The organism is Methylobacterium isbiliense (assembly GCF_022179325.1).
In the GTDB taxonomy this organism is placed as follows: Bacteria; Pseudomonadota; Alphaproteobacteria; order Rhizobiales; family Beijerinckiaceae; genus Methylobacterium; species Methylobacterium isbiliense.
In genome coordinates, this window is record NZ_BPQQ01000096.1 from 1 (window position 1) to 12757 (window position 12757).

At 68.1% G+C, this 12757-nt stretch carries 12 protein-coding genes and 3 pseudogenes; 3 read left to right on the forward strand and 12 right to left on the reverse strand.

Going from position 1 to position 12757, the window contains the following annotated elements; all coding sequences use genetic code 11:
* Nucleotides 1–18 precede the first annotated feature (18 nt).
* From MFF61_RS29535 to MFF61_RS29545, 4 genes and pseudogenes are all read right to left on the reverse strand, one after another.
* Nucleotides 19–456, reverse strand: a complete 438-nt coding sequence (locus MFF61_RS29535) for an IS110 family transposase (RefSeq protein ID WP_238241264.1) — start codon at nt 454–456, stop codon at nt 19–21.
* Nucleotides 457–832: 376 nt separating this feature from the next.
* Entirely contained in the window at nt 833–2053 is a 1221-nt protein-coding gene (locus tag MFF61_RS29540; RefSeq protein WP_238241265.1) for a D-alanyl-D-alanine carboxypeptidase/D-alanyl-D-alanine-endopeptidase, read from the reverse strand.
* A gap of 74 nt (nt 2054–2127) precedes the next feature.
* Nucleotides 2128–2310: pseudogene (locus tag MFF61_RS34085) on the reverse strand (hypothetical protein); the annotation flags it as partial.
* Between the two features lie 57 nt (nt 2311–2367).
* Nucleotides 2368–3228 carry a sulfite exporter TauE/SafE family protein gene (locus MFF61_RS29545; protein WP_238241266.1) on the reverse strand — a complete coding sequence of 287 codons (861 nt, stop codon included), beginning with the start codon at nt 3226–3228 and terminating at the stop codon, nt 2368–2370.
* Nucleotides 3229–3617: 389 nt separating this feature from the next.
* Between MFF61_RS29545 and MFF61_RS29555 the strand changes: the two are divergent.
* Nucleotides 3618–4238: pseudogene (locus MFF61_RS29555) on the forward strand (integrase core domain-containing protein); the annotation flags it as partial.
* A gap of 105 nt (nt 4239–4343) precedes the next feature.
* Here the strand turns inward: MFF61_RS29555 and MFF61_RS29560 are convergent.
* Both MFF61_RS29560 and MFF61_RS29565 read right to left on the reverse strand, forming a co-directional pair.
* On the reverse strand, nt 4344–5336 hold the full coding sequence (locus MFF61_RS29560; protein WP_238241267.1) for a Bug family tripartite tricarboxylate transporter substrate binding protein: 993 nt from the start codon (nt 5334–5336) through the stop codon (nt 4344–4346).
* A gap of 294 nt (nt 5337–5630) precedes the next feature.
* Nucleotides 5631–5760 (reverse strand): annotated as a pseudogene (locus MFF61_RS29565) (IS256 family transposase); the annotation flags it as partial.
* 17 nt (nt 5761–5777) lie between these two features.
* Here MFF61_RS29565 and MFF61_RS29570 point away from each other — a divergent pair.
* A complete protein-coding gene (locus tag MFF61_RS29570; RefSeq protein WP_505744354.1) occupies nt 5778–6464 on the forward strand; it encodes a DNA glycosylase AlkZ-like family protein in 687 nt (228 codons plus the stop codon).
* Between the two features lie 327 nt (nt 6465–6791).
* On the opposite strand, the gene MFF61_RS29580 is transcribed toward MFF61_RS29570, so the two are convergent.
* Genes MFF61_RS29580 through MFF61_RS29605 form a run of 6 tightly spaced genes read right to left on the reverse strand, consistent with a single transcriptional unit; the run spans nt 6792 to nt 11592 of the window.
* Nucleotides 6792–7436 (reverse strand): polysaccharide deacetylase family protein, encoded by a 645-nt coding sequence (locus MFF61_RS29580; protein ID WP_238241269.1) that lies wholly within the window; start codon nt 7434–7436, stop codon nt 6792–6794.
* Between the two features lie 22 nt (nt 7437–7458).
* Nucleotides 7459–8247: an ABC transporter permease gene (locus MFF61_RS29585; RefSeq protein WP_238241270.1), complete on the reverse strand. Its 789-nt coding sequence runs from the start codon at nt 8245–8247 to the stop codon at nt 7459–7461.
* 8 nt (nt 8248–8255) lie between these two features.
* Nucleotides 8256–9128 carry an ABC transporter ATP-binding protein gene (locus MFF61_RS29590; protein ID WP_238241271.1) on the reverse strand — a complete coding sequence of 291 codons (873 nt, stop codon included), beginning with the start codon at nt 9126–9128 and terminating at the stop codon, nt 8256–8258.
* Nucleotides 9128–9907: an ABC transporter permease gene (locus MFF61_RS29595; protein WP_238241272.1), complete on the reverse strand. Its 780-nt coding sequence runs from the start codon at nt 9905–9907 to the stop codon at nt 9128–9130. The genes MFF61_RS29590 and MFF61_RS29595 overlap by 1 nt, the downstream gene beginning before the upstream one ends.
* Nucleotides 9908–9915: 8 nt before the next feature.
* On the reverse strand, nt 9916–10908 hold the full coding sequence (locus MFF61_RS29600; protein WP_238241273.1) for an ABC transporter substrate-binding protein: 993 nt from the start codon (nt 10906–10908) through the stop codon (nt 9916–9918).
* 48 nt (nt 10909–10956) lie between these two features.
* A complete protein-coding gene (locus tag MFF61_RS29605) occupies nt 10957–11592 on the reverse strand; it encodes an isochorismatase family protein (protein ID WP_238241274.1) in 636 nt (211 codons plus the stop codon).
* Between the two features lie 133 nt (nt 11593–11725).
* Between MFF61_RS29605 and MFF61_RS29610 the strand changes: the two genes are divergently transcribed.
* A complete protein-coding gene (locus MFF61_RS29610) occupies nt 11726–12754 on the forward strand; it encodes a LysR family transcriptional regulator (protein ID WP_238241275.1) in 1029 nt (342 codons plus the stop codon).
* Nucleotides 12755–12757: the final 3 nt, after the last annotated feature.

The window sequence follows — 12757 nt, forward strand, 5'->3', positions numbered from 1 at the left end:
CGCGAAGCCGAGGGAGGATCAGCGTCCCTTCACCGCGGAGTCGCGCGCAGTCTTGAGGTGGCGGATCATCTCGGCCGTGCCGGTGCCGGACTTGGGCAGGGCCGTGACTTGTCCGGCCAGCACCGCGCGTGCCGCCCCCTCGGCGTCCAGCGGATCGCTCTTGCCTTTCTGGTGCCGCAGCTGGCGATTGGGACGGTTGACCTCCAACACATCGTGCCCCTGCTCGCGCAGGAAGCGCGACAGGCCGGCGCCATACGAACCGGTGCCCTCGACGCCGAAGACTCGGATCGGTCCTAGAGAGCGTGCCCAGGTCTCGAGCGCACGGTAGCCCTTACCGCCGACCGGTATGGTGGTGCTGTCCAGGCGTGCGCCGAGCGCGCTGATCGCGACGGCAGCGTGGATGTGTTTGTGAGTGTCGACGCCGATGATGATCTCGGCGGGGGTGGTCTCGCTCATGGCAGGAGGCTCCAGACCGTTGCGGAAGACCTGCCGGTCTGGCGGGCGGACAGGACTGTGACGGGATCAGCGGCCTCAGGCTCCTATGAGGTCACACCCCGCTCAATCGGCAGGTGCTGCCTGGAGCGCCGACAGATCACCCCAACGACACTGGGTCAGTCTCAAGCCGGGTCAGGCCTCCAAGCAGCGCTGACATTCTCACAGTCTCAAGCAACCGTGGGGGGAGGACGGCGACACTCCGCCCTGGGCTACCGCTCACCCCTCGTCTACGAACAGGAGCACCAGCCAAAACCCGCAACCGAGACCCTGGTCACCCAAGCCCCGTAACCGTCCACAGAAACCGGGCAATCCCAAATAGCCGGGGCGGTCCCGGCGGCTACAGGCCGGACCGGATGGTGTCGAGGAGCCGGAAGCGCAGCGCGCCGTCGTTGCCCCCGAGCGCGATCACGAAACGCACCCGCCCGTGCCTGGCCGTGTCGGCATAACCCGCCAGGGTGCGGACGCCGGAGAACGTGCCGGTCTTGAAGTGGGCGCCGTCGCCGCTGCGCAGCAGGGCGCTATGGGGCGTAAAGAGATGCAGCACCTGAGCGAGGCCCCGGGCCGTGAAGCGGTTGCCGCGGCTGATGCCCGAGCCTTCCTCGAGGTGGATCGACCCGGCGAGGCCGTGCTTGGCGAGCACGTCGTTCGCGACCCGGAGCGATTTCTCGAGGCTGACGGGTCCACCCAGGCGATGCCCGCCGATCTCCAGGAAGACTTGGTTGGCGATGTAGTTGTTCGAGCCGAGGAGCATCGCCGCCAGGATCTGCGACAGGGGGCGGGACTGGCGGTGAACGTAGACCGGCTCCAGCCCCGCGGGGACGGCTCCCGTCGAGATCTTGCCCTTGACGCTGGCGCCGGCCCGCTCGACGAACGCGGCGATCAGCTCGCCGGCATAGAGCAGGCCCAGCGTGGGATCCCGGGTCAGGCTGATCCGGCCGCGACCCTGGTCGCTCCGGGCCAGGAACTGGCTGATCGCGAGCGGCGTGATCGGGGTCTGTTCCTCGGCGGAGCGGACCGTCTTGCCCCTCCGCACCGCATGGATCGTGTTGAAGTTCACCGCGAGCGCGGAGTTCAGGGCGTCGTAGGCCTCGTCGGTCGCCTCGATGCCCGGAATGCGGAGATCGACGGGATAGTAGCTCGCGTCCAGCACGATGCCGCTGAGCGGCTGCTTGCCGATAGCGGCGACCAGGGCTGGCGCGAGCAGAGCCAGCTCCTCGGAGATCAGAAAGGGATCGCCGCCGCCGCGAATGTAGAGCACCCGGTTGGCATCCAGGTAGAAGCGGGTCTGAAAGCGGTAGTCGGCGCCCAGGGCGTCCAGCGCCAGCCAGGCGGTCACGATCTTCGCGACGGAGGCGGGGATGAAGGGCTTGTCGGCGTTCCGAGCGACGAGCTCGTCACCCTTCTCGTCCATCACGAGCACCAGCCCCGACGGAGCGAGCTCCGCGATCTTCTCCCTGGCACCGGCCAGGACCTGTGCGGGCGGCAGGAGCAGGGCGCAGGCAAGGGCGAACAGGAGACGCCGTCTGAGGCTGGCAGCCCGCACGCCCCACTTCGTCATTCTCGGCGATTGGCTCATCATGGCCATATGGTCTCAGTGTCCCCGCAAAAGGTCTGGGCAAGAGGTCGGGTATCGTCCGCTTTGGTCTGGTGGGAGCGCTGCTTCTGCACGGGTGTGGGGCTGAGGCCGCAGCGCTTGGCGGCGGCTCTCACGCTCTCCTGACGTAGCTGTATTGCGCGACGGACCGCCTCCGTTGTGCTGGCGCTGCCGGAGAGAACTTGGCGCGGGACAATTTGGCCCAGGACAACTTGGCCCATCGCGCATCCCTCGCAGCATGATGGTCAACCGTACCACTACGTCGCGGAATCAAACCTCTAGCCGGAGAGAAGACTCATCGCGAACCGTCCCGCCATGGCGAGGAGAAAGGTTGCGAAGGCAAGCTCGAGCGTGCGCTCCGGCAGTCGATGAGCGAGACGTGCGCCGACCGGCGCGACGGCGATGCTGGTCGGGATCAAGAGCATGAATCCGATCAGCGACACATAGCCGAGCGCCAGAGGGAGCTGCAGGGCGACGATGTCTGGATGCTGGGCTGCCTTAGACCAGCCCGCAATGGCGTAGCCAACCGCCCCCGGAAGCGAAATGAGCACGCCCAGACCGGCGGAGGTCCCGACGGCCTGACGGATGCTGCGGCCATACGAGGTCAACACCATCGCCCCGAGTGCGCCGCCGCCAATCCCCATCAGCGCCGAGATCGCCCCGATGAGGAAGCCGGAGGCATGAATGGGAGTGCCGGACAGCGGCCTCTCGCTACCGAGGACACGGGATTCGCGCTTGAAGACGAGGCGCAAGGCCAGAAACCCTGCCACGATCACGAAGGTGACTTTGAACACCGTCGGAGCGGCGAAACGGGCAACGGCGCTCGCGCCGAGCACGCCGACGAGCACGGATGGCGCCCAGGCGCGCAGAACGCCCCACTCGACGGCATCCTTGGCGCGATGAGCGGCCAGCGATCGAATCGAGGTTGGGATGATGACAGCGAGCGAGGTGCCAATGCAGAACGGCATACGCGCCTCGTCGGGAACACCTGCCAGACGAAATAGCTCGTAGAGTACGGGAACTGTCACTGCGCCGCCGCCGACGCCGAAGAGTCCTGCAAGCAAGCCGGTCAGGGCACCGGCCGCCAAAAGCGCCAACACGAGTGGGGCGATTTCTGAGGCGTGCATGCCGGCAATCATCTGGGCCTCGTAGAAGGAACTCGCTTTGTCCGCTGCAGCCGGGATTCAGCAAACGGCAGAACCTGCGCACATCGGCGATGCCAGGATCTGTATCATGCAGCCCACCGCCCATATCAGTGACCCCACCATGATCCGAAACGCAAATTCACGATTGGCTCGTCGATGATCGAATGGGGGTGCATTGATCGGTCCTAGCAACGCGTCCCGTACTCGCAACCGCGCAACCCCAGGCGACAGCATACGTGCGGGCAACGCGCGAGAACTCCGGCACCCGAAGATGGCCGTAGGACTTGTGATGGTTCGGCTCGCCGTCAGGCCGACGGTAGGCATTCAGGACCGGACGATGCAGCGATCAAGGTTCACAGACGAGCAGGTGATTGCGATCCTGCGCGAGCAGGAAGCGGGCGGGATCACCGCTCGTGCTGCCGGTTCCGCCCCACACGCGCTGGTCGATCGACTTCGTCCCCGACCAACGCGCCTCGGGCCGGCGGTTTCGGATCCTGAACGCGGTCGACGACGTCACGAAGGAGTGCCTCACGGCGGTGGCGGACACCTCGATCTCGGGCCGGCGCGTTGTACGCGAGTTGACCGCGCGTGTGGCCCGACACGGCAGGCCGACGGTGATCGTCTCCGATCACGGCACTGAGTTCACCTCGAACGCCATGCTGGCCTGGACGCAGGAAGCTGGGGTCGGCTGGCACTTCATCGCGCCGGGCAAGCCGATGCAGAACGGCGTGCGCGAGACCGTCAACGGCCGGATGCGCGACGAGTTGTTGAACGAGACGCTGTTCTTCGCCCACGCCCGCACCGCGCTGGCCCGCTGGGTTGCGGACTACACCCAGCACCGGCCCCACTCGGCCCTTCGCTATCAAACCCCAGCCGCCTTCGCGGCCAGCTTCACCGCACCGGGCGATCGGCGCAGCAATCCCGACCAGCTCAGCCGATCGCCCGGTGCTCCCGCCGCCCTCACGCGCCACTCTCACGCCGCGACTCCGGCCACCACCGGATGAATAACGGAGGTCACGTCATCAGTTCGCTTGAAGGTGCCCGCAAGCGGACAAGACCTCGAAAGCTCTGCAATCGGCCGCTCAAAAAAACTTTTGTCCAGAAAGGCTTTAGTCTAGTCGAGCGCCTGAGATCTGGACCATTTCCTTCCAAATCGGCCGTTCGCGCTGACCCTTCTCCTGCGCCTGTTCCGGCGTACTCGCGAGCGGACGGGCGCCGGCGACCTCAAACCGCTGCTGGATCATCGGATCGGCCGCAATCGCGCGCAGCGCCTCCGAGATCTGGTCGACGATCGCGCGCGGCGTGGCGCTCGGCGCAACGAATGCGGCCCAGGAGGTCGCCACGAAGTCCGGCACGCCCGCCTCGGCCATGGTCGGCACGTCGGGCAGGGTCGGCCAGCGCTCGGGCGTCGTGACGGCGAGCACTCGGAATTGGCCGGCTGCGATCGCGCCGACATAGGAGGGCAGGTTGTCGATCGCGAGTTGGACATCGCCGCTGAGCATCGCCGGTATGGTCTGCGCGGCGCCGCGGAACGGAACGTGGGTCGCTGTCAGACCGGTGCGCGTGGCGAAGAGCGCGCCGCAGAGGTGCGGCGACGTGCCGACGCCGGGGCTGCCGTAGAAGTAGCCTCCGCTGCGGCCCTTCGCCCAGGCAATGAATTCCGGGATCGTGCGAGCCGGCACGTGCTGGGTGGGCACCACCGCGACGTTCGGCAACTCCCAGGTCAGTGAGATGGGGATGAGGTCCCGGTCCGCGTCGAAGGGCATACGGCTGTAGAGGTACTGGCTGATTGAGAAGTGGCCGACGGTCGCCGCACCGATTGTGTAGCCGTCGGGCGTACTCTTGGCCACGGCGTCGATGCCGGTGTTGCCGCCCGTGCCCGGGCGGTTCTCGACGACCCAGGTGCCGCCGAGCCGATCCTTGAGGCGCTCGCCGAGAAGACGCGCGAGCACGTCGGTCGAGCCGCCTGCCGGATAGGGAACGATGAGCCGGATCGGCCGCTCGGGCCAGTTGCGATTCTGGCCGAGGGCGAGGCTCGGCAATCCGGCCACGACGCCGCCCGCCGAGGCGGCGATCCAGCCGCGACGCGTCAATCCCTTCATCAGTTCCTCCCTATCCGGGGCCGTGCCGGATACTGATCACCCGGATAGAGGGGCCGAACGGCTCCTCCGTCACATCCCATACCGGTCGACGCAGGTTCGTGAGCTGGCCGTGCCGCATGTCTTCGGCGTACTAGTCTCGGCCTGTCAATACTCGTCGAATAGGGAAGGTCCATCAGGCGCTGTCCGAACGCGAGATGACTTCTCACGCACGCGGGCGACGGCCCCGGGTCGTGTCCCCTGGCGTGGTGTAGCTGCGGTGTGGACACCACGATCAATCGGCCGGGTCCGGGACGATCAGGCGGCCAGGATGGGCAGGCTGACACGAGGATCCGCTGATCGGGGCGATGCTTTCCAGGGTCACGCAGCGGGCGCGCTGGACGGCCCATTCGTCGTTCTGTTCGCGCAGGAGCGCGCCGACAGGGCGAAGATGGCCGGTACGATCTGCCTGAGCGGGTGCTGCCCCGCGCCATCCTTCAGGTCCCGACGCCGAGCGAGGTGGATGCCCGGCGGAACCTCATCGCCCGGTCGGCACGCGCGCTCGGTGTCGCAACGGCGCACGATCTGCGCGACTACTCCCGCATCGGCCCCACGGATGCCCGGCTGCCCATCGACCAGCTGGTCGAGGAGGGCACGCTCGTTCCCGTCCGCGTCCGCGGGTGGCTGCATCAGGCCTACCTGCACAAGGACGCGCGGCTCGGCCGCACGCGCGCCGGCGCGGCGCTGGTGTCGCCGTTCGACCCGCTCGTCTGGCATCGCCCGCGCACCGAGAGGCTGTTCGGCTTCCGCTATCGCCTGGAGATCTACACGCCTGCCCACAAGCGCGAGCACGGCTACGATGTCCTGCCGCTTCTTCTGGATGGTGCGCTCGTCGCCCGCGTGGACCTGAAGGCGGACCGCAAGGCCGGCGCGCTGATCGTTCAGCGGGCGCATGTCGAGCGGCAGGCACCCTCGTGCACGGTGGAGCGCCTCGCGGACGCGCTCGGCTCCCTCGCGGCATGGCTCGGATTGTCGCGCCTTGCCGTCACGCCTGCCGCCGCCCTGGCGGGCTTGTCCCCGAGCGCCGCCATCCCGGCCGGGCCGCCAACCATCGGGCCGCCCCCTCCGAAGGTGGCCGATCGGTCGTGGTAGGCGCCCTTCACCGGCGAGGTAAGGGGCGGCACGCGCTATGCGAGGACGTCCTCGGCCACGTTCAGGATCCGGAAGCGCCGGCCCGAGGCGAACTGGTCGCGGACGAAGTCGATCGACCAGCGCGTGTGGGGCGGAACCGGCAGCACGAGCGGTGATCCCGCCCGCTTCCTGCTCGCGCAGGATGGCGATGACCTGCTCGTCGGTGGACCGCGATCGCTTCATCGTCCGATCCTTCCGGGATGCCGGACGCTACCCTCCGCTGGCCGAGATCACGGGCAGCACGTCAACCTGATCGGACCTTCGCCGCGCATCAGGCGCGTCCCGGAGTCACGCCGCCCGGCTGAGATAGCGGTCGACCGGCCGGAGGATGCGTCCACGTTCGATCGGCACGCAGGATTCGGGGAAGTCCTGGGTGAAGCGGGCGCCGCGGTCCTTGGCCAGGTTCAGGAAGCGATCGAGCTGGTTCATTGCGCCCGTCGCGATGTCGTGCAGGACGATCAGCGTCTCCGCCTGCGAGAAGCATTGTTGGAGCGCGCGATCGACCCATTCCTGGGGGCGGACCCAATCCTCGGGAATCGCGTTCCACAGGACGCAGGTGAAGCCGCCCTGCACCAGCACGTCGAGCGCCTCGGGGTTGAGCAGGCGATCGTCGAGCAGGCCGCCGCCGCCGAAGGGGCGGAAGAACCGGCGCTCATGCGCGAGGGTGCCGATCAGCTCCTGCGTGCGCACGATCTCGAAGGTGGCCATGCCCGCCGCGGCGCTCATCCCGAGCGGCACGAGATGATTGTAGGTGTGGTTGCCGATCGCGTGCCCCTCGCCATGCGCCCGCTCGCACAGGTAGCGACGCTCACGCAGCTTGTCCCCGAGCACGAAGAAGGTGGTCCGGATGTCGTGGCGACGCAGGACATCGAGCACCTGCGGCGTCACGTCGGGATCCGGGCCGTTGTCGAAGGAGAGCGTGATCTGTGTCATCGACCGGTGTTCCTGAGCATCGTCATCCCGCCTCGCCGGAGCGTGTGGAGAAGCGCCAGTGTGCGGTGCGGCGCTCGACCTGCTGGACGAGCGCGCCGAACAGGACGACGAGAAGCACGACCAGCAGGATGCCGGCGAAGACGTGCGGGCTGTCGAGCAGGGTGCGATAGCGCGAGATGAGGTAGCCGATGCCTTCCGAGGACGTCAGCATCTCGGCGACGACCACGCCGACGATGACCAGCGCCCCGCCCACCCGGAACGCGGACAGCACCGTCGGCATCGCGGCCGGCAGCAGCACCCGCCCGATGACCTGCCAGCGCGAGGCGCGCATGCTGCGCGCGACGGTCAGGTACTGCCGGTCGATCGTCTGGATGCCGGCCATCGTGCCGAGCAGGCAGGGCAGCATGCCGTAGACGCTGGCGAAGACGATCTTCGATTGCGGGCCGATGCCGAACCACGCGGTGAAGAGCGGGTAGAGGATGACGATCGGCACGGCGTAGAGCCCGGAGGCCAGCGGCTGGAGCGTCCGCCGCAGCGGAGCAACCGAGCCGATCAGCAGACCGAGCCCGATTCCCAACCCACACGCCACCAGCATCGCGATGCCGATCGCCCGCAATGTGTGGAGCAGGTGCGCGCCGTACTCCGCCGCCGATCCGACCAGGGCGGCGAGCGTCTGCGACAGGGCGGGCAGGAAGAGCTGCGGGACCAGCCCGAGACGCGGCAGGGCCTCCCACAGAATCAGGACCGCAATGCCGAGCAGGAGCCGCACCGCCGCGGGCGAGAGGGCCGGCCGCGCTGCCGAGGACGCCATCGCGAGGCTCATCCTTCGCTGACCTGATGGCGGATCTGTCTCCAGATCCGCTCGCGCAACTCGGCGAAGTGCGGCGTGGACATCATCTCGTAGGTCCGCGGACGCGGCAGCGCGACCTCGATCCGGTCGATGATCCGGCCGGGGCGCGCCGACATCACCACGATCTCGTCGGCCAGATAGGCGGCCTCCGACAGGGAGTGGGTCACGAACACCACGGTCTTGCCCGTCTCCGCCCAGATGCGCAGGAGTTCGTCGCCCATCGTGATCCGGGTCTGCTCGTCGAGCGCGGCGAACGGCTCGTCCAGCATCAGGATGGACGGATTCTGCACCAGCCCGCGCGCGATCGAGACGCGCTGCTTCATGCCGCCCGACAATTCGTGCGGGTAGCGGTCCTCGAAGCCCTGCAATCCGACGAGGGCGAGCTTCTCGCGCGCCCGCGCGGCCCGCTCCGCCTTCGGCACCCTGCGCAGGGAGAGCGGGAACTCCACGTTGTCCTGCGCGGTGAGCCAGGGATAGAGGCTCGCCTCCTGGAAGACGACGCCGACCACGTCCGGATCCGGCTCGGTCATCGGCCGGCCGCCGCAGACGATGGTGCCGGCCGTCGGCTTGGTCAGGCCCGTCATCATCATCAGGAGCGACGACTTTCCGCAGCCGCTCGGCCCGACGATCACCACGAAGCGCCCCGGCGCGATCGCGAGGTCGATCTCGTCGAGAGCCTTCGTGACCCGGCCGGAGACGTCGTAGGTGTGGGACACGCCCGCGACGCTCACCGCCCCCGGCGCAGAGGCGACGATCCGCAGCGGCGCCTTCGCCTCGCTGCGCGGGACGGCGGATGCCGAGGCAGGGCTGCCGGCCGTGGTGCCCCTGGCCATGGTCGACATCAGCTCCTCCAGTGCTCGCACCGGGCCTCGAACCAGCGCACGGCTTCGTTGAACAGGATGGCGGCGGCGGCGATCAGCAGGATGCCCGCCAGCAGCTCCTTCAGCATGTAGTTCTCGCCCCAGCTGGCGATGAGCTGCCCGAGGCCTGCGCGCGACGCGTACATCTCCGCCAGCAATATGCCGGTCAGATTGAAGATCATCGCGAGGCGAACCGCTTCGAGCAGGATCGGCGCCATCGCCGGCATGTAGACGCGCCACGCGATCTGCCACGGCGAAGCCCCGTAGGCGCGAGCGACGCGGACGTGATCGCTCTTCACCGAGTCCAGGGCGGAGAAGCTGCTGATCAGCACGATGAAAATGGTCGAGAAGACGCCGAATCCGACCTTCTGTCCGAAGTTGATGCCGAAGGCGAGGATGAACATCGGCAGGAAGATCGTCTTCGGGATCGAGAAGATGAGGAAGACGATCGGTTTCAGGATCGCGCTCCAATAGGAGCTCTCGGAGATCGCGAAGCCGAGCGCGACGCCGAGCGGCACCGCGATCGCGAAGGCGACCAGCACTTCGGCCAACGTCACGCCGACGCTCGCCAGGAAAGCGGGGCGCCCGAGCAGAGAGACCGCGGTCGCCAGCACCTCGCCGATCGGCGGCAGCAACTCCGGCGTCATCACGCCGAACCACAGGCTCGCCTGCCAAGCCGCCGCGATGGCGCCGACGAGCCCGATCCAGGAGAGAAGCCCGCCCAGCCGTCGCGCGGCCGAACGACGGAAGGCGGCCGCCATCGCGGGCGTCACGCCACGACGACGGGGGTGAAGGCCGAGGTGTAGATCTGGTCCGGCGGCGCCAGGTTCTTGAACCCGCCGAGCCGTGCGAGATCCTCGGCGGTCTGGACCTGCTCGGCCGTGAACCTGCCGTCGGGCGAGAGCTTCAGGAAGGTCTCCTCGAATTCCTGCGCGGCGACCGGTTCCGAGATGCCATTGACCTCCGCGATGATCTTGATCGCCTCGTCCCGGTTCTGCTGAAGGTAGGCGACCGCGCCGTAGAGCGCCTTCAGCGCCGCGCGCAGCATCTCGGGCTGCTTGTCGATCAGCGCGTCGGGCGCCGACCAGCTCACGGCGAGGTGGGACGGGATGGCCGTCGCGTAATCGAGCAGCGACAGGGTCTGCTTGGCCTGCAGGGTCTGGAAGCTCAGAGGCGAGTAGACCACCCCGGCATCGACGTTGCCCGAGAGCAGGTTGGGCACCAAGCCGCCGCCGCCCAGCGGCACGCTGACGAAGTCGAGCTTGTACTGGGCGCGCGTCCACAACGCCATGAAGTCGGAGAGCGAGCCGGCGGTGGTGATGCCGACCTTCTTGCCGGCGATGTCCTTCACGTCCTTGATCGGCGAGCCGGTCTTGACAAGGAGACGCCAGCCCGTGTTGGCGCTGGCGGAGAGGGCCAGGATCTTGGTGTTGACGCCGCGGCTGCGGCCGGTGGCGATCTGGGAGACGAGACCGGTGATGATGTCGGCCGCCCCGGCCGCCTGAGCCTCGAAGGCCTCGCCACCGCTGCGATACACGGTCAGCTCGGGATCGAGGCCGGCTTTGGCGAACAGGCCCCGCTTCACCGCGACATCCGCCACCACCGACGGCCACCACGTCTTCGTGGCGAGCCCGATCCGGACCTTCTGGGGTGCCGCGCGCAGGGGAGGGGCGCCGAGCGCCAGCGAGGCGGCTCCGGCCACGAGGCCGAGAGCCGCGCGGCGCGACACCCCTGCCGTCTCCGTCGGAACGATCCTCTCCATGCATTCCTCCCGATTCTCGTGTCGATTATCCCGCCGGCGGATGCGGGCCTAGGCGACGGCCTGCACCGCGCCGAGGTAGCCCACGATGTCGTCGACCGGCATCACATCCCCGTACTTGAGGTCGATGTCGATCAGGCTCTGCGCGTGCGCGTCCAGCAGCCGATCGGCGGTGGCTTCACGCGCCACGATGGTCCGGAAGCCGTACGAGCAGGCATCCACCGCGCTCGCCCGGACGCAGCCGCTCGTCGTGCAGCCGGCGATGATCAGGGTGTCGACGCCGTCCGCCCGCAGGTCCTCCGCGAGCGCCGTGCCGAAGAAGCAGCTCGCGAAGCGCTTGACGAGAATGCGGTCGCTCGGCGCACGCCTCAGCCTTGGATCCTGCTCGACCCCCTCGCTGCCGAGGATCAGCGCGTCCAGACCCGTGATCTTGGCCCGCCAGATCCCGGATTGCGTGCGCGGGTCGTCGTAGGCGATCGCCGAAAGATGGACAGGGATGCCGGCCGCGTGGGCGGCATCGAGCAGGCGGTTGGCCTCGTCGATCGCGGGCGCCATGTCGGCGCCGAGGCTAGCCTCCGGCGCCGTGAAGGCGCGGGTGAGATCCACCACGAGCAGCGCCGGCCTGCGGCCGGGGCCGACGCGGCGGCCGAACCCGCGCTCCCTGACCTTCGCGATCTCGCTCGCCATCCCGTTCCTCGCCCATGGCAGCGGTTCTTGAACGCCGTCTGCCTTGCGGCCAGCATTGCGCACTTTCGGTCCTGTGATTATGGGCAATGATCAGAAAATAATTTTTCCGATCCGACGATAATGCGAGGCCGGGATGGCGCCGGGCGAGGGGACCATCAACGACGCCAGCATCCTGTCGCTGCGCTGCTTCGCGGCCGTCGTGGAGACGCAGAACTTCTCGGCGGCGGCGCGTCAGCTGCGCGTAGCGCCGTCCTCCGTGACCAAGGGCATTCAGCTCCTGGAGCGGGCGGTCGGCGTCGCGCTGTTTCACCGGACGACGCGGCGCATGACCGTGACCGAGGCCGGTGCGCGCTTCTACGAGCAGTGTGTCAGCATCCTGACGCAGCTCGACAGCGCCACCGCGGCGATGGCCGCCGAGAAGGCGCTCGGCGGCAACCTGCGGATCACCGTTCCGCCGTCCTTCGCGTCGGCCATCCTCGGCCCGCGCCTGCCGGATTTCCTGAAGCTGCATCCGGCGATGTCCATCGACGTGATCGTGACCAGCGACACGCCCGACCTGATCGCGGGCCGAATCGATGTGGCCGTCGTCGTGCAGGACGAGCCGTCGACCAAGCTGACGCACCTCTTGCTGGCCGCCTGCCCGCGCGTGCTCTGCGCCTCGCCCGGCTATCTCGAGCGTCACGGCATGCCGCGCGAACCGGCCGATCTCGTCCGGCACCACTGCATGTCGAGCCGCTTCTCCGACCTCGCCGAGACGTGGCATTTCAACCGGGGCGACCGTCAGGAGAGCATGCGGGTGTCGAGCACGCTCCTGTCGAGCAGCGGCGAGCTGCTGCGCCACGCCTGCATCAATGGCGGCGGGATCGCGAATCTCTACTCCTTCCACGTCCGCGACGACCTGGAGAGCGGCCGGCTCGTCCGCGTGCTGCCGGACTACGTGCCGCGCCCGAAGACCATCTACGCGGTCATTCCCCATCGTCAGATCCTGCGTCCTCAGACGAAGGCCTTCCTCGGTTTCGTGAGCGGTTTGGTCGCGAGCGCGCTCGGGGAGCAGGCGACCGCCAGCTTGGCGCCTCAGCTCGAGCGTATGGTGGTCCAGATCAACTCCCGCCGAAGCGGACCCAGACTCGGCGCAGAAAGGTCATCAAGAAGGAAGACCTAGAGC